16 protein-coding genes are annotated in these 19,369 nt (G+C 44.9%); 12 read left to right on the plus strand and 4 right to left on the minus strand.

Annotated features, from left to right (window positions below; genetic code table 11):
* Positions 1–378: 378 nt before the first annotated feature.
* The 5 genes from kimA (at position 379) to FFM73_RS09950 (ending at position 7,180) form a co-directional block, all read left to right on the plus strand.
* Complete coding sequence (kimA, locus tag FFM73_RS09930; protein ID WP_137631594.1) at positions 379–2,214, plus strand: potassium transporter KimA; 1,836 nt, start codon at positions 379–381, stop codon at positions 2,212–2,214.
* A gap of 220 nt (positions 2,215–2,434) precedes the next feature.
* The gene (locus tag FFM73_RS09935; protein WP_137631595.1) at positions 2,435–4,213 is read left to right on the plus strand and encodes a CocE/NonD family hydrolase; all 1,779 of its coding nucleotides are present in this window, start codon (positions 2,435–2,437) and stop codon (positions 4,211–4,213) included.
* Positions 4,214–4,292: 79 nt separating this feature from the next.
* Positions 4,293–5,213, plus strand: a complete 921-nt coding sequence (locus tag FFM73_RS09940; protein WP_137631596.1) for a LysR family transcriptional regulator — start codon at positions 4,293–4,295, stop codon at positions 5,211–5,213.
* Between the two features lie 236 nt (positions 5,214–5,449).
* Entirely contained in the window at positions 5,450–6,733 is a 1,284-nt protein-coding gene (locus tag FFM73_RS09945) for a thiolase family protein (RefSeq protein ID WP_137631597.1), read from the plus strand.
* Between the two features lie 12 nt (positions 6,734–6,745).
* A complete protein-coding gene (locus FFM73_RS09950) occupies positions 6,746–7,180 on the plus strand; it encodes a Zn-ribbon domain-containing OB-fold protein (RefSeq protein WP_137631598.1) in 435 nt (144 codons plus the stop codon).
* A 28-nt stretch (positions 7,181–7,208) separates the two neighbouring features.
* On the opposite strand, the gene FFM73_RS09955 is transcribed toward FFM73_RS09950, so the two are convergent.
* Positions 7,209–8,123, minus strand: coding sequence for a LysR family transcriptional regulator (locus FFM73_RS09955; RefSeq protein ID WP_137631599.1), 915 nt, complete (start codon positions 8,121–8,123; stop codon positions 7,209–7,211).
* 112 nt (positions 8,124–8,235) lie between these two features.
* On the opposite strand from FFM73_RS09955, the gene FFM73_RS09960 reads away from it, so the two are divergent.
* Positions 8,236–8,988 carry an SDR family oxidoreductase gene (locus FFM73_RS09960; RefSeq protein ID WP_137631600.1) on the plus strand — a complete coding sequence of 251 codons (753 nt, stop codon included), beginning with the start codon at positions 8,236–8,238 and terminating at the stop codon, positions 8,986–8,988.
* Between the two features lie 145 nt (positions 8,989–9,133).
* Here the strand turns inward: FFM73_RS09960 and lrgB are convergent, their stop codons facing one another.
* Together lrgB and FFM73_RS09970 are read right to left on the minus strand one after the other, a co-directional pair.
* The gene (lrgB, locus tag FFM73_RS09965; protein WP_137631601.1) at positions 9,134–9,898 is read right to left on the minus strand and encodes an antiholin-like protein LrgB; all 765 of its coding nucleotides are present in this window, start codon (positions 9,896–9,898) and stop codon (positions 9,134–9,136) included.
* 38 nt (positions 9,899–9,936) lie between these two features.
* On the minus strand, positions 9,937–10,383 hold the full coding sequence (locus FFM73_RS09970; protein ID WP_137631602.1) for a CidA/LrgA family protein: 447 nt from the start codon (positions 10,381–10,383) through the stop codon (positions 9,937–9,939).
* A gap of 286 nt (positions 10,384–10,669) precedes the next feature.
* Here FFM73_RS09970 and FFM73_RS09975 point away from each other — a divergent pair, with 286 nt between their 5' ends.
* A complete protein-coding gene (locus FFM73_RS09975) occupies positions 10,670–11,764 on the plus strand; it encodes a glycosyltransferase family 4 protein (protein WP_137631603.1) in 1,095 nt (364 codons plus the stop codon).
* A 63-nt stretch (positions 11,765–11,827) separates the two neighbouring features.
* On the opposite strand, the gene FFM73_RS09980 is transcribed toward FFM73_RS09975, so the two are convergent.
* A complete protein-coding gene (locus tag FFM73_RS09980; protein ID WP_137631604.1) occupies positions 11,828–12,493 on the minus strand; it encodes a YigZ family protein in 666 nt (221 codons plus the stop codon).
* Positions 12,494–12,544: 51 nt separating this feature from the next.
* Here FFM73_RS09980 and FFM73_RS09985 point away from each other — a divergent pair, with 51 nt between their 5' ends.
* The 5 genes from FFM73_RS09985 (at position 12,545) to prfB (ending at position 19,090) form a co-directional block, all read left to right on the plus strand.
* Positions 12,545–13,894: an ATP-dependent helicase ComFA gene (locus FFM73_RS09985; RefSeq protein ID WP_137631609.1), complete on the plus strand. Its 1,350-nt coding sequence runs from the start codon at positions 12,545–12,547 to the stop codon at positions 13,892–13,894.
* Positions 13,887–14,567 carry a ComF family protein gene (locus FFM73_RS09990; RefSeq protein WP_171001272.1) on the plus strand — a complete coding sequence of 227 codons (681 nt, stop codon included), beginning with the start codon at positions 13,887–13,889 and terminating at the stop codon, positions 14,565–14,567. The genes FFM73_RS09985 and FFM73_RS09990 overlap by 8 nt, the downstream gene beginning before the upstream one ends.
* Positions 14,568–14,725: 158 nt before the next feature.
* Positions 14,726–15,280 (plus strand): ribosome hibernation-promoting factor, HPF/YfiA family, encoded by a 555-nt coding sequence (gene hpf, locus FFM73_RS09995; RefSeq protein WP_137631606.1) that lies wholly within the window; start codon positions 14,726–14,728, stop codon positions 15,278–15,280.
* A gap of 213 nt (positions 15,281–15,493) precedes the next feature.
* Entirely contained in the window at positions 15,494–17,860 is a 2,367-nt protein-coding gene (secA, locus tag FFM73_RS10000; RefSeq protein ID WP_137631607.1) for a preprotein translocase subunit SecA, read from the plus strand.
* A gap of 113 nt (positions 17,861–17,973) precedes the next feature.
* Positions 17,974–19,090, plus strand: a protein-coding gene (gene prfB / locus FFM73_RS10005; protein WP_137631608.1) for a peptide chain release factor 2 whose coding sequence is annotated in 2 segments (ribosomal slippage) — positions 17,974–18,033 and positions 18,035–19,090 — 1,116 coding nt in all. Because the reading frame shifts where the segments join, the coding sequence is not laid out codon by codon here.
* Positions 19,091–19,369 lie beyond the last annotated feature (279 nt).

Below are 19,369 nucleotides of genomic sequence, written 5' to 3' on the forward strand. Positions count from 1 at the left end.
TCCAGTGCTGTGTGTTTGGATCTAGGCATACAAAAATCCCTCCATAGTCATCAAATGAATTATTGTATTTCATCTGACAACCATAAAGGGATTATCGCAAATGATTGGTCATTTCAGGTGCTTTTTTGTCATCAATAGAGTAAGGAATTTTGTCCAATAATGGTTAGAACAACTGGCTGTTAGGGTCTCACGTTAAACCAGTTCAGATTGGTTCTTATCAGCTTGCTTTCCCGTGATAATTTGTTGTACAATACCAAGTGATTTTATAAACCCATTTGCGGCATTCACTTATTTTGAATATTATTTTTCGAAAAGAGCTATCAGCCACTGTGGTCTTGTGGTTGATAGCTGTTATTCGTCGATAAAGGAGTAAAGAACATGTGGCGTTATTTGAAACGGTTACTTATTGGTAAACCGTTGAAGACGACGGATGAGGGTGGCCAGGCGTTAACTAAGTTTAAAGCCTTGGCACTGCTCTCTTCTGATGCGTTATCTTCAGTTGCATATGGGACTGAACAAATTACAACCGTTTTAATCACACTTTCAGCAGCTGCCTTAATGTATCAACTTTGGGTAGCCGCGTTAGTTCTGGTTTTACTGTTTGCAATTACGTTGTCATATCAACAAATTATTCATGCCTACCCCTCAGGTGGAGGCGCATACGTTGTCGCAACGACTAACTGGGGGCAATCAGCCGGGTTAGTTGCTGGGGGCTCGCTGTTAGTCGATTATATGCTGACTGTGGCGGTTTCTGTTACATCTGGTACCGATGCCATTATCTCAGCTGTTCCAGCGCTTAGAGCGCATACAGTTGGCATTTCGATCATTCTGGTACTGGGCATCATGGCGTTAAACCTGCGTGGGATGCGCGAATCGGCTTCGTTCTTGACTTTACCGGTTTATTTCTTTATTTTCATGATTTTTGTCATGATTGGTTGGGGACTTTTCGGCATTCTCACTGGCCGAGTGGCTTATCATGCTGCGTCGGCGGTTGGTGCGCCCGTTCAAGGGATGACTTTGGTTCTGTTCTTCCGGGCGTTTTCTAGTGGTTCATCATCGCTAACTGGGGTTGAAGCCATCAGTAATGCGGTGCCTAATTTCCACAAGCCTAAGAGTCATAACGCCAGTGCCACACTTGCTATTATGGCATCGATCTTGGCCTTCTTCTTTGGCGGCATCACGTTTCTCAGTTACTACCTTGGCATTCGGCCAATGGCAGACAACACCGTCCTTTCACAAATTGGTCAAGCCATCTTTGGTCACGGGGTAATCTATTACCTCTTGCAATTAGCTACGGCTGCGATCTTGGCAGTAGCTGCCAATACTGGTTTTTCAGCCTTTCCAATTTTGGCCTACAACATGGCGAAGGATAAGTTCTTGCCTCACGCCTATCTGGATCGTGGGGATCGGCTGGGCTATTCCAACGGGATCATTTCCTTGGCGGTTGGTGCGATTTTCCTGATCATTATTTTCCACGGGAAAACGAGTTTGCTGATTCCGCTCTATACGGTCGGGGTCTTCGTACCGTTTACGTTATCGCAATCCGGTATGATTCGTCACTGGTTTAGAGTGCGTGAAGGTAAGTGGGGTCTTAAAGCCGTTATCAACTTTGTTGGGGCCTTTATTTCCTTTGCTCTGGTGGTCTTCTTGTTCTGGCTTCATTTTGGCAACGTCTGGCCTTACCTGATCGTAATGCCAGCGTTGATCTATATGTTCTACCGGATTCATCTACACTACATCAACGTTGCTCACCAATTACGGGTGAGTGAAAATAGTGACGCGGTAAAGCGTCATTATGATGGGGCAACGGTGATTGTTCTAGTCAGTGATGTCACCCAAGTAACGGCACACGCCATTGATTACGCACGGTCGGTTGGTGATTACGTGATCGCTATGCACGTATCGTTTGATGAGAATCCGCGTAAGGAACATAAAACCGCACAGAAATTCAAAGCTGAATTTCCGGACGTTCGGTTCGTTGATATTCACTCGTCTTACCGGTCAATCATCACACCAACGTTACGGTTCTGTGATGTGATCGCTAAACGGGCTGCGGAGCGGAACTTTACCACGACGGTATTGGTACCGCAATTCGTACCGCGCCGGCCTTGGCAAAATGTTTTGCATAACCAGACCGCTTTGAGACTGCGTTCAGCTTTAAATACCCGTCAAAATATTATTGTGTCAACTTATAGCTACCACTTAAAGAAATAGTTAGTTTAGATTAAAAGGCACTTCAATCAGTATTGATTGAGGTGCTTTTGCTATGTAAAAGGGGCGAACATTGTACCCTTGTGGTATTTAAAATATGAATATCACATGAATCCAGAACCAGAATATCCAAATTTGCAATTGTACATCATCTGCGTTCGTCCGTATACTCAAGTTGGTTAGACGATTATGCAAAGGCCACAGATAATTGGAGGTAATAGTGATGACTGTAAAAATTACTGAAGACATGAAGTTTAGTCCAGCTTATGACTATATTGATAATGGTGTTGAGCACGGTGTTTTGAGTCCGTTTGAAACTAAAGAAGTGATCCTGAAAAAGGGTCAGCAGATTGCTGAAGGGTTTAAACCACTCTCATGTGATATTAAAATGTTAAAGGACGTCCCCGTTAAATTACGCGACGGCGTGACAATTTATACTGATATTTTTATGCCTACTACTGATGAAAAGTTTCCCACATTGATTGCTTGGAGCCCGTATGGCAAAAGTGCAGGGACTGCACCACGGTACAAGAATCTGTTTAACATGCTTGGCATGGGTAACCAGTGGAACTCTGGGTTAACCAAGTTTGAAGCACCAGATCCGGCTTACTGGGTAGCTCATGGCTATGCCGTCTGCAATCCGGATATGCGCGGAATTGCCCATAGTGAAGGCAATACGACCATGATTGGTTCACAGGAAGCTGAAGATGGCTACGATTTGATCGAATGGTTGGCTGCACAATCGTGGTCAAATGGTAAAACGGCTTTAACCGGGACTTCATACCTGACATTTTCGCAGTGGTATATTGCAGCGGAAATGCCACCGCATTTAACCTGCATTAATCCCACTGAAGGGTTGTCTGATGGCTACCGGGATCTCGCCTATATTGGCGGTATCCCAGACACGAACTTTATTGAACGGCTGGCGGTTAACCACGTGAGTGCCACTGGTGCTAAGCGGGAAGACTGGATCAAAGAAATGAAAGCTTACCCACTGGCAAGTGCGCCACTTTGGCAGGACAAAGTGGCTGATCCAAGCAAGATCAAGGTGCCTGCGTTTGTGGTCGCCAGCTATTCCAGTACCCTGCACACCATGGGGACTTTCCGGGCTTGGCGTGAACTGGGATCAAAAGATAAGTGGCTGCGGATTCATGACCGTCAAGAATGGCCATATTACTATGATGAAGCGAACATTGAAGAATTGCGCCGGTTCTTTGATCATTACCTACTGGGTAAAGACAATGACTGGTTAGATACCCCGAAAGTGCGTTACTCATTGATCGACTTTGAAGGTCATGATCAGACCGATTTCCCGGCTGAGTCATTCCCACCAGCCGGCAGTGAAAACAAACGCTATTACATGAACGGTAAAACGCGGGCGCTGCAAGCTAAACCAGATGCAGTTGATCTACCAGTTAAATATCAAGCTGGCGGTCTGCCAGGCCGGGCATCATTTATGATGACCTTTGATAAGGCTACCCAGTTTGTTGGCTATCCCAAAGCTAAACTGTACATGGAAGTGGACGGCTACAACGACATGGACGTCTTCGTCTGGGTTCAAAAACTTGATAAAATGGGCAACGTGCTCAGTGAATTTGTGATTCCTAACCACGGTGCTGCGATGCAGGACTTTAGCCAGGAAGGTGCCTCAGCACTTCGCTACAAGGGTTCATGGGGCCGCTTACGGGCTTCAATGCGTCATCTGGACAACAAGGTGTCGACTGAGGATATCCCAGCTTACAGTTTCGACCGGGTTGAAAAACTTGCTAAGGGCGAGATCGTAGCGTTGGACGTTGTATTAAGTCCAATTGGGCTGTCATACAAGGCTGGCGAGTCGCTGCGGGTAGTTGTCAGTTCTAAAGATGAATTAGGTGCGGTCATGCCAGGGACGCCTGGCTGTACACCTGATAATCACGGGGTGCATATTTTACACACCGGTGGTCAATATGCCTCATATTTACAATTACCAGTGATGACCACACCAGTTGTTAAACACGAATAAACTTGTTGACTAAAAATGTTTGTAGTAACTTTAAATTAAAGTTGCTGCAAACTTTTTTTTGATGAAATGAGGGTTTCTCTTGAAACTAACAACGTTAAAGTACTTTGTTGAAGTTGCCACTGAACTGAGCTTTACCAAAGCCTCTGAAAAACTATATATTTCCCAACCAACGTTAAGTCGGCATATTCGAGAATTAGAAACGGAACTGGGCGTGACCTTGTTTGAACGCCACAGTCATTCCTTAGGACTAACCAGTGCAGGGCAGAAGTTTCTCGTTGAGGCGACGACCGTTTTAAAGCAGGTGGATCATCTATCACATCTGTTTGATGCGCAAACCGACGATACGTCGCCAGCAACGGTTTTAAACATTGGTTATTTGGCTAATTTTAAACTGAGTGAGATGTACCAGCTATTAAATCAGTTTAAAGCGGCGCATCAAAACGTGCAGTTTACGTTGAATCAAGAGACCCCCATGCACTTAACGGATGGGCTTAATGACGGCAGCTATGATATGGTCTTTAGCCTGGCTTCCTACCTCCAAAATAACGCTGCAATTGCCCAGACGCTGTTTATGGAGAATCATTTACAAATTGCATTGCCAAGACACCATCGGCTGAGTCAAAAGAAAAGACTGCATTTTGCGGATTTAAAGCAGGAAAACTTTATTTTACTGGAACGTCAGCAGTCACCGCTGATCGTTGATTACGTGATCAGCCAAGGACTCAAAAATGGGTTTAATCTGAAAGCTAACTACTATGTGAATAGCCTAGAAGAAGGGTTATCGATGGTAGCTGTTGGTAAGGGACTGGCGTTTCTATATTCGGGAATGAATGATCATACGCTAGAAGAAAAGTATCAAATTAAGATTGCTGACCTCGAAGATAATAGCCTGGATCAAAATATTGTCGTGGCGATCGATCAGAATAATCAGAATCAATTCTTGCAGCAGTTGTATGGCATTATGAAAAATCATCTAGCTTCCAATATGAGAAAAAACTAATGGTTAAAGGCTTCTTGTGAAATGGTATACAAAAAATTAATGACAACTTGAATCTGTGAGTTACATACAAAATAGTGATTGTACAATACCCCTGTCTGCAGGTTATGCTATAAATGTGCCAAAGGCAATCGTCAAAAATGTTCCGACTTTTATCAGCAGTGAGCATTTAACGATAGCTTAAAATGTATACGCATACACTACCTGATGACGTGACCTGAATGAAAGGGGAAAGTAATATGCTAAAACAAAAATTCTCTCGACCAGTTTCAATTATTGGGACCAGCAGTTTACCACAAAGAAGTTTTGACGATCCCGAACGGAAGGACCTGTCACCATATGAATTATGGGCTGCAGCTTGTAATCAGGCAATGCAAGACGCTGGAATCAAGCCAAAAGACGTTGACAAGTTAGTTTATTCACAAATGGCCAACTTCGTTACAATGGGGAACGTTATGTCACCAGTTGGCTCACTAGAAGAATGGGCTGGCTTAGCTGGCAAACCTGTTACCCATATTGAACAGGCCTGTGCCGGCGGTTATCTGGCCTTTGATGAGGCGGTTAACTCCGTTGCTTCTGGTAAATATGACATTGTGATGTGTGCCGGCCTTGAAAATCCGAAGCACTTCAATGCCCGGAACCAACCGGCTTATATGTTACAGCCAATTCAAAAGTATGATGGCTGGTGGTCACCAGGCCGGGCACTGTTTGATACAGCCTACAACCGGTTTGATGGTGTCAGCGATAACCTGCTGACCGAGGAACAGGGTAAATATTACATTAAACATTACGGAATTGACGAAAAAACGTTAGACGATACTTATAACGCAATGGCTATCAACCTGCGTTACAACGCTTCGCACAACCCACGTGCCTTGGAACGGACACCATACAGTGAAATTGCTAAAAAGGCTGGTTATGATGACGTGATGGCCTATATGCGCTCAGATAATAACCCGAAAATCACCCAGTACATTCGTAAGAGTGGTTCTGTGCTGCACAATGCTGAAGCAGGTGCCATTATCGTCTGCTCGGCAGATATCGCGAAGAAGTATCAGGATCACCCAATTTCAGTGATCGACCATGCTTCTGTTTCGAACACCCAACGCTACCCATTCTGTTTCCACCAGATGAACGTAGATGTGCGTGATGCACTGTATGGCGGTCAAGATAACTTTAATCCAGATGATTTGGACCTGATGATCACCACGGTCATGACGTCTGGTGAACAATTGGATAGTGCCGAAGTCTTTGGTTACTTACCAGAGGGTCAAGGCTACAAGTATGAGCTGGACGGCCGAACCCGTTTTGATGCTGATCGGCCAATTAACCCCCACGGTGGCGATTTGAGCTTTGGTCATGGCTTTGGCTGTGCCGGAATCAATATGTTAAGTGAAGCCATTATGCAAATGCGTGGTACGGCTGGTGGCAGTCAAGTACCTAAGCCAGTCAATGACGTCCTTGTTCGTGGCATGGGCGGTGGCCATACGACTGTTGGTATTTTGCTAGAAAACCAAGACTAGGAGGAAACCAGTATGTATAAATTACGTCCAATTTTAAAACCGTATTACGATAATCTTGAAAAGGGTAAGATTCTCGGAATGAAGTGCCAAGACTGCGGCGACGTGGTTTGGCCACCGCTGCCGACGTGTCAGAAGTGTGGCAGTACTAATCTTGATTGGATCGATCTAGGAACTGAAGCCGTTATCGATGAAATTCGCTTTGAAGACTCCAGTGTTGGCGGCGATTATACCTTTAGAAAAGCCGATGAGTTCTTTGTCAGCAAGGAATCCTACTGTGTCAGCATTGGTCATTTTCCAAAGGGGACCCATCAATTTCATGCCGCACTGTATGGGGTAACTGAAGAAAATAAAGCTGATTTGATCAGCAAATTACCATTTACTGCTGATGCTGAATTTATTCAACTGGACGGTGGCTTCAAGTCAGTTGGCTTTAGAGTTAGACAATAAACAAAAAGGCTTGAAAGTCATCGAGCTTTCAAGCCTTTTCATGATTATGAGTTAAAAAATCACTGACTTCGGACATAAATGTTGTGAGTAAGGGATTGGGGTTGGTCTCTTTATAAGCGAGTACGAAGTTAAAATCGTTTACTTGGCCCTCAATGTTCAGTAATTTGACGCCAAAACTTTTTATCGGGTTACTGACCTTATTCATGGTATGTAAAAAAGTGATTCCCTTGCCGGCACCGGTTAACATCAGTGCTTTCTCAGCGTTATCAACGTAATGCGAGGCGTTGGGTGAAAAGCCGTTTTTCATGCAGAGACTAACGGCGTAATCCACCACAAAAGGTGATACTTGACGGTCGAGCATGATAAAGTCTTCGTTGGCAAGATCTTTTAGATCAACGGAGTTTTGCTTGGCAAGCCGGTGATTTAAGGGAACGGCGATTTTAAGCTGATTTTCCTGCAGGTCGATGTAATCGATGTTGGGCAGACCTTGGATGCAGGGCGATAGCGCGAAAACCACGTCGCATTTATCAGTTAACAGCTGGTTACGCAGTTCAGCAGGCGTACCGCGAAACAGGGGTAAGTTCATTTGCGGAAACTTTTGGGCGACCCGTTTTAACAGCTGATACATGAGACCGGTATCTAAGAAACTTTGATAGCCGATACGAACGGAACCAGCCTGACTGTCTTCGCCCGGATTCACAATTTTTTTCAGATTATCGATTTCATTGACAATGCGGATGGCTTCTTTTAAGAACCGGTTACCGGCATTAGTGAGCTTTAGCGAGTGATGACTGCGGATAAATAACGGGGTGCCGATTTCGTTTTCTAAATCCATGATTTGGCGACTCAGCGTTGGCTGGGTCACAAATAAGTGTTCGGCAGCCTTGGTAAAACTAGTGTAATCAGCAACGGCAATAAAATAACGTAGACCTAATAAGTTCAATTTAAAGACTCCTTTAGTCAGCGGAACTTCCGAAACGATGGTTAATAACTTAATTGTATGCCAAAACAAACGGCTAAGTAAATCAGATTGAAGATGAAAGGGGCGCTATTTCATGGGGCGTTTAGATAATAAAGTAGCTATTATTACTGGTGGTGTTGGCGGTATCGGTTTAAGCATTGCTGAAAGGTACGTCAAAGAAGGGGCTAACGTGGTCCTAACTGCTAACCATAACGTGACAGGCGGGGAAAAGGCTGTAGCTAACTTCGGTGACGACCGGGCGCTATTTGTGCAGCAAGACGTGGCTCAAGAAGCTGACTGGCAAAAGGTGATTGCAGCGACGCTCTCTAAGTTCGGCAAATTGGACGTCGTGGTCAATAATGCCGGTATTGCAGCCTTTAATGATGCTGAACACGTCACCATGGATGAGTGGCATAAAGTGATGGCAATTGATCTGGATGGTGAAATGCTAGGTGTGAAATACGGTATTCAAAACATGAAGGACCATGGTGGCTCAATCATTAACATGTCCTCCATTGAAGGACTGATCGGATATCCCAATCTGTTTGCATTCACGGCCGCCAAAGGTGCGGTTCGGATGATGACTAAGTCAGCGGCCCTCTACTGTGCGCAGCAAAAATATGGAATTCGCGTTAATTCCATTCATCCAGGTCCCATTCATAAACCGGAACTGGATGATGATCCTAAGGAACAAGCCCTGATTGGCGAACATTTAAAATCGTTACCGCTGGGGCGCTTTGGTGAAAAAGATGAGGTTGCTGGTTTAGCGCTATATTTAGCAACCGACGAAGCCGCCTTTTCTACAGGCAGTGAGTTTGTGATCGACGGTGGTTACACGGCACAATAGCGTTTAACGCGTATTAAAAAATAGACTTCCTGACTGGGAGTCTACTTTTTGTATGTTGAAGGCAATCAAAAAAGTCGTCAAAATTAATCTTGGCGGCTTCTTATCTGTAGTTTGTAGTTGAGAAAGTTGTTTCAATCAATTTAATTTAGAATAAGCCCATCATGTGTGCAAATGGCGGTACGACGATATCAACGACGATTGAGATGACAACGACAGCGATAGAAGCCATGGCACCCTGGATGGAACCGAGTTGAACGGCTTTAGCTGAACCCACCGTATGGCCAGCAGTTCCTAAACCTAAACCGGCACCGACTGGATCACTGTTTAACTTGAAGATCTTGATCAAGAAGTCAGCTAAGGCGTAAATTAAGACGGCGTTGATGATACATGCCATCGCGGTAACGGCTGGAATACCACCAACGGCACCGGAAATCGGCATCGCGATCGCGGTAGTAGCAGCTTGTGACAGCATTGAAGCAATCATGGTATTGTTGAGGCCAAGGAGCTTTGAGACGTAGTAGATGATAAATAATGAAATAACCATCCCAACGATCAATGATAAAATAATTTCTAACCAGAACTTTTTCACCACGTCATTCCGTCGGTACAGCGGGATAGCAAACGCAATCGTAGCGGGATTCAAGAACCAAAAGAGGATGTCACCGCCTGGCTTATAAGCGGATTGATAGAAGGTCGGCAGTGAAACGCCGAACCACTTAGCCATGAGCCAAAGAATAAAAATACCTAAAACCATACCAACAAATAATGGCTGGAATAAGAAGAACCCATTTGAAATTTTGAATAAATATTTACCGATAAGGAAGACGGCTAGTGACAGAAAAATACCAAAGAACGCCATTCCACCAACTTTCGGATCTAACGCATTACCGAAAAAATTCACCCAGGTCATTTAACTCAATCCTTTCTATAGTTGGGAGAGTTACCGAATTACTGAATATCGGTCGTCTTGTGGAAGACTTTTCGACTGATAGCCATAAATCCAGCGGTGGTATATGCGATTACAACTAGTAGGATAATAGTTGCTAAGATAATCGTCACAATCAGCATAACACCCGACAAAGCACCGTTATCTGTAAAGACATTCAATGAGTTGGCCATTTGAATACCAGATGGGACAAACAAGAAAGCAATCAAGCTGATTAAGAAATCAGCCATTTTTTCAACTTGGTAGAGCTTAACAATGTGCGAGGCTAACAGCACGTACATTAAAACCAGGCCAATAACCGGAGTTGGAACCGGAAATGACTTAGGGAATAACGGCGAAATGAGTGAGGAAACAAATAACACACCTGCAAATATGCCCATTTGCTGTAAGATCGGTGCTGGTTCATGTTCAGCTGGCGCGGTCTTAGTAGCTTCTTGATTACTTGCCATAATCAAACACCCCTTTCAAAGGAAAAGTTCAAACCCGAAGAGATTCACAAACTAGTAAAGCGTTTTCACTTCACAACACCAGTATAGTTACTGTCGAATAAAAGTGCAAGATAATAGCAATCGTGTAAACGATTACTGAAATATTTTACTTGTGTAATAAAGCCTTTTATCGCAAAGATTGTTCAATTCTTTAATCGTTTTATTGAAAAATTTCTGATGGGTGATTGTGTTTACTGAAAGCGATTTGTATAATAGTACCAATGTGTCATGAAGAGAGGAAACTATTATGAAATTCGAAATCATTGTCAGTTTGGTTGCGACTATGATTTTATCCGCTATCCTGACACCGTTCGTCCGAAAGCTGGCGTTCCGGGTGGGGGCAATCGATAAACCAAATGCAAGAAGAGTGAATAAGGTGCCAATGCCGACAATGGGCGGATTAGCCATCTTTCTTTCCTATACCTTTGCGACTGTCTTCCTACTAAGGTTTCAAATTCCTACGCGGCAGTTATGGGGCGTGCTTGCTGGTGAGTGTGTGATTATTGCCACCGGGATCATTGATGATATCTTCGAACTAAAGCCACGGCAAAAAGTGCTAGGAATTTCCATTGCAGCACTAGTGGTCTACTTCGCTGCTGGGGTCAAAATGAGTCATATTACGATTCCGTTTGTTGGAATGGTTTCGCTAGGTTGGCTCAGCCTGCCCATCACCTGGATCTGGATATTAGCGATTACGAATGCTGTGAATTTGATCGATGGTCTGGATGGTCTCGCGACTGGGGTGGGCATCATTGCGCTATCAACAATGGGCATCACTGGCCTGTTTTTCTTGAACGTAGCCAACACGTTTGTAGGCATCAGTATCTTTACCTTAGTGGCCGCGATGATCGGCTTTTTACCCTATAATTTTTTCCCTGCAAGAATTTACCTGGGGGATACCGGGTCGCTGTTCATTGGGTTCATGATGTCAGTCTTTTCGCTATACGGGTTAAAAAACGTCACCTTTATTTCGTTGATCATCCCAGTGGTGATCATGGGGGTGCCCATTACGGATACGGTGTATGCAATTCTCCGCAGAATGCTAAATCGACAGCCGATTTCCCACGCGGATAAACATCATCTGCACCACCGGTTGATGCAAATTGGGTTAACGCATCGGCAAACTGTGTTAGTTATTTACGGGATTGCGTTGATCTTCGCCTTTATTTCATTAATGTATCCCATTTCACCAACTTGGGGCATCATTTGTTTGACCATCGCCAGTTTGGTGGGGTTAGAGCTATTCGTGGAAGCAATCGGGTTAGTCGGTGTTAACCGCCAGCCCTTATTAAATTGGATCAAGCGACTCGTCAAAGGGACGACTTCAAAAAATTCACACTGAGTTTAATGTCACAAAAACCGTTACCTAACTGGTAGCGGTTTTTTAGTAGGTTAAATTTAGGACTCAATTTTTGGCAGCGTCAGTATCCGGATAAACTGGGACGTCCACTTCATGATAGTGTTCATCACCGGTTTTAATTGTGACTTGACCGGAAAGCAGGTTCATGATGTTAGTCTGAACTTGATCAACTATGGCTAGATCGGCTGCGATGGTCACCTGAACGTCGCTGCCGTAGTCGGTGTTGACTACGTTGATTTGCTGCTGCTTAAGGTGATAGCTTAATTTTTCGTAGTTGGCGTAGGAAACAGTAAGGGTGAGATCTTGCTGCAACACTTTTTTGACTAAACCGACTTGTTCAATTGCCCGTGACGTGGAGTTACTGTACGCCCGGATCAGACCGCCAGCACCCAGTTTAGTACCGCCAAAGTAACGGGTGACCACGGCGACCACATCGTGCAGGGCCATCTGTTTTAAAACCTCTAAGATGGGGACGCCAGCGGTTCCGGAAGGCTCGCCGTCGTCACTTTCACGTTGAATCTCGTCGTGTTCGCCAAGCATGTAAGCAAAGCAGTTATGGTTGGCTTTCGGATTGGCTTGGCGGACTGATTCAATAAACGCATCAGCAGTCTCTTTTGTAGTAGCCCGCTGCACGCTGCAGATGAAGCGCGATTTTTTAATTTCCAGCTCATGGGAACCACTGGCCTTGATCGTTAAATAATTTTTTGACATCAATTTATTACTCCATTTCTTGCGTAGTTATCTTGATAAGAGGTGAGGATGATGCAAGCAACTCAGTTATTTGGTCGGCAATTATTGGCTGACACGATGCCGAACGTATCTGAATGGCAATCCAAACTATTACGCCGGCCAGCGATGACCTTGACGGCGCAATGGGCGATCTGTCAGCGCTGCGGTCAACGGACGGTGAAACAAACGGTTCGACTGCCACGGAATAATTACTATTGCCCGCACTGTTTTCAGTTAGGCCGGGTGACGTCTGATCAGTGGCTCTGGTCGTTGCCAGAACCCAATCAGTTTGCCAGACAAAGCGGGTCACCATTAAGTTGGACTGGTCAGCTGACACCTGCTCAGACTGCCTGCAGTCAAGAAATCAGTGAAATCTTTGCGGCTGGTAAAACCCATTTACTATGGGCGGTGACCGGGGTCGGCAAAACCGAAATGCTGTTTACCGGAATTGAGCAGGCATTAATGAAGGGATTGCGAGTGGGTATTGCTTCTCCCAGAGTTGATGTTTGCCTAGAACTGGCACCGCGACTGCAAGTGGCGTTTGTCAGCATTCCACAAATTGTTTTGTATGGTGAGATGCCAGGTTCATATGACTACCGTCAGCTCACGATTTGCACCACTCACCAGTTACTTCGATTTTACCATGCTTTTGACGTTCTCGTGATCGATGAAGTCGACGCTTTTCCGTTTGCGGCTGATCCGGGCTTAGCCTATGCGGCCGAACAGGCGAAAAAGCCAACTGGCGCGTTGCTGTATCTGACCGCTACTCCCAGTAAAGAACTGCAGCGACAAGAACGGCAGCAGAAAATTTCGGTCAGCTACTTACCCGCGCGGTATCATGGGTACCCACTGCCGGAAGTTCGGCTAAAATTAACCAGCAAATGGCGGCGGTCACTGCGGAAAAAGCAGCTGCCTGGCGCGGTTAAGAGGACGCTCAAACAGATTGTTACAAATAAAAAACGATTTTTAATCTTTGTGCCCCACGTTAAAGACCTAGCTATTTTGGAGACTAGTTTAATCCAGAGCTTTTCAGCATTAAAATTAGCCACCGTTCATGCTAGTGACCCAGAACGCCACGCCAAGGTTCAGCGGATGCGGGACGGCGAGTTGGACTGCTTAGTGACCACCACGATCTTAGAACGGGGCGTGACTTTCGCCAATATCGACGTGATCGTGCTGGGTGCGGATGACGGGGTGTTCTCGACGGCGGCGCTGGTCCAGATTGCGGGTCGAGCTGGTAGAAAAGCAGCTTATCCCACGGGGTTAGTCCAGTTCTTTGCGGAGAGTCAGACGCGACCGATTAAAGAAGCCCGTCGGCAAATTCGATTTGTTAACCGAAAAGCGCAACGTGAGGGTCTGTTAGGAGTGCATGATCATGACTGAATGCTTACTTTGCCACCGTGATAATCTGCGACAGCCAACCTTATGGCAGCTGTTAAATTTTCGACCAGTAGAAAACAGTCCGTTATGCCAGACTTGTTTGAATGGTTTCAAAGCAATTCCAGCTGACCAGTCCTGCACGGGGTGTGGTCGGTTATGGCCGGATCGACTATGCAGCGACTGTGTCCGCTGGCAGGGACTGGCTGAATTTAAAAACCGGGCGCTTTATCAGTATAACGATTTATTGAAGCAATTTATGTCACAGTATAAGTTTTATGGTGATTACCGGTTACGGACGGTGTTTCAAACGCAATTTTGTCAGGTGATAAAACAATTTAACGTTGATTTGGTGATCCCGATTCCCATCAACCAGGCCACTGAGCGCCAACGCGGATTTAATCAAGTAGCGGGGTTCTTGGAGCAACTTAAAACGACGGATGGGCTCAAGACTTTGGCGTTAGATAAATTACAGCCGCAATCGGCTAAAAACCGCCAGCAGCGCCTGCAGACTAAACAGCCGTTTACGCTTAATTTAGGCCGTGAAAAATTTAATAAAAAACGCGTTTTGATCGTGGACGATATTTATACGACTGGCCGGACTATTCGCCACGCTGCTAAATTGCTGTTAGACGCTGGTGCTAGTGAGGTTAGGGGACTTACTTTGGCCCACGGATAAAATATTAATGACCAGAATAATGCGGTTCTCAGCCGTAAACTATTGTGTATTGTAGCGCTTTCTATTATAATTAAGCTATAAACAAAACAAACATTTAAGCGGTGGTTTCAAGTAGGCTTAAATTAACTTTTGTTTGTTGTGGAAGGGAGAGAAGTTCTATGCTCACATTCAATATTCGTGGTGAAAACATTGAGGTCACTCAGGCAATCAGGGATTACGTGCAAAAGCGGATCAGCAAGCTTGAGAAGTATTTTGAGAAGAGCGTTGATTCAACTGCTCATGTTAATCTGAAGGTGTACCAAAACAAGGATTCAAAGGTGGAAGTTACGATTCCGCTGCCTTATTTAACCTTACGAGCAGAAGAGACGTCCCCAGATCTATATGCAAGTATTGATCTGGTTACGGATAAGCTAGAGCGTCAGATCCGCAAATACAAGACAAAGGTCAACCGTAAGTCCCGTGAAAAGGGCTTCAAGAATCTCGAATTTACACCGGAAGCTGCTGACAACGAAAATACTGATGACAGCAAAAAGTTAGAAGTTGTTCGTACGAAGCGGCTCTCATTAAAACCAATGGACAATGAAGAGGCAATTCTGCAGATGGATATGCTGGGGCACGACTTCTTTATCTATGAAGACGCTGACACCGAAGCCGTTAATATCGTCTATCGTCGTAACGATGGTCGTTATGGCTTGATCGAAGCCGGCGATTAATTATAATTAAGGATAATTGTGAAGGGATCGAAGTTGTTTCATGTGGGCTTCGGTCCTTTTGTATTCTCTCTGTAAAACCACTGTCACTATCTTTTAAAAAAATATAACCAGCGAATCAGTTTTAAAACTGACGTATAAATGTTAGACTAATGGTTGGTATGCAATCAAATAAATGATAATAATTGAGAACACATTAACAGAAGGGAATCAAGAATGGCTACTAACTTTTTAAAACGCTGGGTCGAAAGTGACAAACGTGAACTTCGACGAATCAGCAAAATAGCAGATAAAGTTAACGACTACTCTAAACAGTACGAAAATTTATCTGATGACGAATTAAAAGCAAAAACACCAGAATTTCAAAAACGATATCAAGATGGGGAAACCCTAGATGACTTACTGCCAGAAGCCTTTGCGGTTGCTCGTGAAGGTGCCAAACGGGTGCTTGGTTTATATCCATTCCACGTGCAGATCATGGGTGGTATCGTCCTTCATGAAGGTAACATTGCTGAAATGAAGACTGGTGAAGGTAAGACCCTGACGGCCACAATGCCAGTTTACTTAAACGCTTTGTCTGGCAAAGGGGTTCACGTTGTGACGGTTAACGAGTACCTGTCATCTCGTGATGCTTCTGAAATGGGTGAACTTTATAATTGGCTGGGCTTAAGTGTTGGCTTGAACTTAACCGAAAAGTCACCTGAAGAAAAGCGGGCGGCTTATAACGCTGACATCACCTATTCTACTAACGCTGAAATTGGGTTTGATTATCTGCGTGATAACATGGTGGTCTATAAAGAAGATATGGTTCAGCGACCATTGAACTTTGCCATTGTCGATGAAGTTGATTCGATTTTGATCGATGAAGCCCGGACACCACTGATCATTTCTGGCCAATCTGAAGGTACTTCACAGCTGTATCAACGAACTGACCGGTTTGCGAAAACCTTACATGAAGACAAAGATTTTAAGATCGATCTGGAATCTAAGAGTGTGTCCTTAACTGAAGACGGAATCGCTAAGGCTGAAAAATACTTTAACCTTAAAAACCTCTATGATACTGACAACACTGCTCTGACCCACCATTTGGATCAAGCCTTGCGGGCGAACTTTATCATGCTTCGTGATAAAGACTACGTGGTGCAAGATGGTGAAGTCTTGATCGTTGATTCCTTTACTGGCCGTGTCATGGAAGGTCGGCGTTATTCTGACGGCCTGCACCAAGCGATTGAAGCCAAAGAGGGCGTGGATATTCAAGAAGAATCCAAGACCATGGCCAACATCACTTACCAAAACATGTTCCGGATGTACGATAAACTGGCTGGTATGACGGGGACTGCCCGGACTGAAATTGAAGAATTCCGTGAAATTTACAACATGGAAGTTATTTCTGTGCCAACCAACAAACCGGTTATTCGGATCGATGAACCAGACGTGCTGTACCCAACTTTGGAAGCCAAATTTAACGCGGTTGCTGACCGCATTAAAGAGTTGCATGAAAAGGGTCAGCCCATCTTAGTTGGGACGGTTGCGGTCGAAACGTCTGAATATATTTCACAACTGCTAGATAAAGAGAATATTCCGCACGTTGTTTTGAACGCGAAGAACCATGCTAAGGAAGCCGATATCATTATGAATGCTGGTCAACGTGGCGCCGTTACGATTGCCACCAACATGGCTGGTCGTGGGACTGATATCAAGCTGGGACCCGGTGTTCGTGAATTAGGCGGGCTCGTGGTGCTGGGGACTGAACGACATGAATCACGACGGATCGATAATCAACTGCGTGGCCGTTCTGGCCGTCAAGGTGATCCTGGTCTGACCCAGTTCTACCTGTCACTTGAAGATGATCTGCTTCGTCGGTTCGGGACTGACCGGGTCAAGGCCTTCCTTGAACGGATGAACGTTGAAGGCGACGATGCCGTGATCAAGAGTAAGATGATCAGCCGTCAAGTTGAATCTGCACAGAAACGGGTTGAAGGTAACAACTACGATTCCCGGAAGAACGTGCTGCAATACGATGATGTGATGCGGGCTCAGCGTGAAGTGATCTACGGGCAACGGAATGACGTTATCGATGAAGATAAGTCCTTGAAGTGGGTCATTACACCAATGTTTGACCGGACAATCGATCGCGTGGTCAACTTGCATACGCAAGGGGAACAAAAGGATTGGGATCTGAGTACGATCCTCGACTTTGCGATTTCTGCCTTGGTTAGTCCTGATAAAGTTAAGTTAGACGACTTTAAGAATAAAGATGCTGATCAGATCAAGGAATTGCTGAAGAGTTTGGCTGAAGGCGTTTATGAAGAAAAGCAAAAGCAGCTTTACGATCCAGCACAAATGCTTGAATTTGAAAAAGTGGTTATTCTGCGAGTGGTTGACTCTCATTGGACCGATCACATTGACGTCATGGATCAACTGCGGACCTCGATCGGGTTACGTGGTTACGGTCAATTGAACCCCTTAGTTGAATATCAACAAGATGGTTACCGGATGTTTGAAGAAATGATTGCCGATATCGACTATGATGCAACTCGGCTGTTCATGAAGTCTGAAATTCGTCAAAATATTAAGCGTTAATAAACTGAAAAATCTGTATGGCTTTGGTCATGCGGATTTTTAGTATCTAAAGAAAATAATAGTTTGTGTGTTATTGTGTGTTGCTTTAACACATGGAGCGTGGAGGTCATAATATGGAATTAAGCGATATTAAACACGATATAAAAGCCATGACAAGTGAAATCGATGGCTTTGGGAGGTCACTTTGACTTAGATGCCTTGAATGAAAGTATTTCAATCAATGAGTCTAAGATGGCTGAACCAGGTTTCTGGGATAATCAACCCAGAGCTCAGAAGTTGATCGATGAGACGAATCAACTGAAAGCCAAGTCAGAATCGTATCAGAGTTTAAAAGATCAGCTGGATGATGTTTCGGTGGCAGTTGAGCTACTGGAAGAGGGACCAGATGCGGACGTGCAAGATGAGCTGGAAGAAAATCTAGCAACGCTTAAGCAAAATCTGCATCAATACCGGCTGAACCTCTTACTGAACGGACCGTATGATGCGAACAACGCCATTTTGGAAATTCACCCCGGTGCTGGCGGTACTGAATCGCAGGACTGGGGGTCGATGCTACTTCGAATGTATACACGTTGGGCTGAACAGCATGGCTTTACCGTCGAGACGCTGGATTATCAAGCCGGTGAAGTTGCTGGGATCAGTTCCGTGACGATTCTAATTTCGGGACATAATGCATACGGATATCTACGTTCGGAGAAGGGTGTTCACCGGTTAGTCCGGATTTCACCATTTGATTCAGCTGGGCGGCGTCACACGTCGTTTGCGTCAGTTGATGTGCTGCCGGAACTAGACGAATCCGTGAATATTGAGATCAATCCAGCTGACTTAAAGGTGGATGTCTACCGGGCCAGCGGTGCTGGTGGCCAACACGTTAACAAAACGTCGTCAGCGGTTCGAATCACTCATGAGCCCACTGGTATCGTGGTGGCCAGCCAGGCACAGCGTTCCCAGCTGCAAAACCGGCAAACAGCCATGAATATGCTGAAAGCGAAGTTGTACGAACGTGAAGAGGAGAAGAAGGCGGCTAAGAAGGCAGCCATTGAAGGCGAACAGCTTGATATTGGCTGGGGTTCTCAGATTCGTTCTTACGTCTTCCACCCCTATACTATGGTGAAAGATCACCGGACCAATTACGAGACCGGTAATGGTCAAGCAGTGATGGATGGCGACCTCGATCCGTTTATTAACGCTTATTTACAGTATCAGTTAGAGCAAGCTAACCCTGATTGATGACGAAAACGTCTAACTCATTCTTGATAAGAGTCGTTAGGCGCTTTTCTGGGTCTTTGTCAAACGGTGTTGATTAACGACTTGATTATATTTAGAGCTTTCTCTTCGGAGGAAGCTCTTTGTTGCTTACGGGATTTGAGTGGTCGAGATCGGAAATATCGGGACTTTGTACCCTTTAAATGGATTTTGGGTACACTAAATAACCCTTTGTTCTAGGGGCATTCGCAATAGGGACTAAGCAGCGATTTGGAAGATTCGGATAAACATGTTTTCTTGGTT

The organism is Secundilactobacillus hailunensis (genome assembly GCF_005405185.1).
Taxonomy (GTDB): domain Bacteria; phylum Bacillota; class Bacilli; order Lactobacillales; family Lactobacillaceae; genus Secundilactobacillus; species Secundilactobacillus hailunensis.

What these genes read in the sequence shown, in the direction of transcription:
- FFM73_RS09975 (WP_137631603.1), top strand. Translation starts at nt 10,670, where the DNA reads ATGAAATTCGAAATCATTGTCAGTTTGGTTGCGACTATGATTTTATCC.
- FFM73_RS09970 (WP_137631602.1), bottom strand. Translation starts at nt 10,383, where the DNA reads ATGGCAAGTAATCAAGAAGCTACTAAGACCGCGCCAGCTGAACATGAA.
- FFM73_RS09945 (WP_137631597.1), top strand. Translation starts at nt 5,450, where the DNA reads ATGCTAAAACAAAAATTCTCTCGACCAGTTTCAATTATTGGGACCAGC.
- FFM73_RS09960 (WP_137631600.1), top strand. Translation starts at nt 8,236, where the DNA reads ATGGGGCGTTTAGATAATAAAGTAGCTATTATTACTGGTGGTGTTGGC.
- FFM73_RS09950 (WP_137631598.1), top strand. Translation starts at nt 6,746, where the DNA reads ATGTATAAATTACGTCCAATTTTAAAACCGTATTACGATAATCTTGAA.
- hpf (WP_137631606.1), top strand. Translation starts at nt 14,726, where the DNA reads ATGCTCACATTCAATATTCGTGGTGAAAACATTGAGGTCACTCAGGCA.
- FFM73_RS09980 (WP_137631604.1), bottom strand. Translation starts at nt 12,493, where the DNA reads ATGTCAAAAAATTATTTAACGATCAAGGCCAGTGGTTCCCATGAGCTG.
- FFM73_RS09985 (WP_137631609.1), top strand. Translation starts at nt 12,545, where the DNA reads ATGCAAGCAACTCAGTTATTTGGTCGGCAATTATTGGCTGACACGATG.
- secA (WP_137631607.1), top strand. Translation starts at nt 15,494, where the DNA reads ATGGCTACTAACTTTTTAAAACGCTGGGTCGAAAGTGACAAACGTGAA.
- FFM73_RS09990 (WP_171001272.1), top strand. Translation starts at nt 13,887, where the DNA reads ATGACTGAATGCTTACTTTGCCACCGTGATAATCTGCGACAGCCAACC.
- lrgB (WP_137631601.1), bottom strand. Translation starts at nt 9,898, where the DNA reads ATGACCTGGGTGAATTTTTTCGGTAATGCGTTAGATCCGAAAGTTGGT.
- kimA (WP_137631594.1), top strand. Translation starts at nt 379, where the DNA reads ATGTGGCGTTATTTGAAACGGTTACTTATTGGTAAACCGTTGAAGACG.
- FFM73_RS09935 (WP_137631595.1), top strand. Translation starts at nt 2,435, where the DNA reads ATGACTGTAAAAATTACTGAAGACATGAAGTTTAGTCCAGCTTATGAC.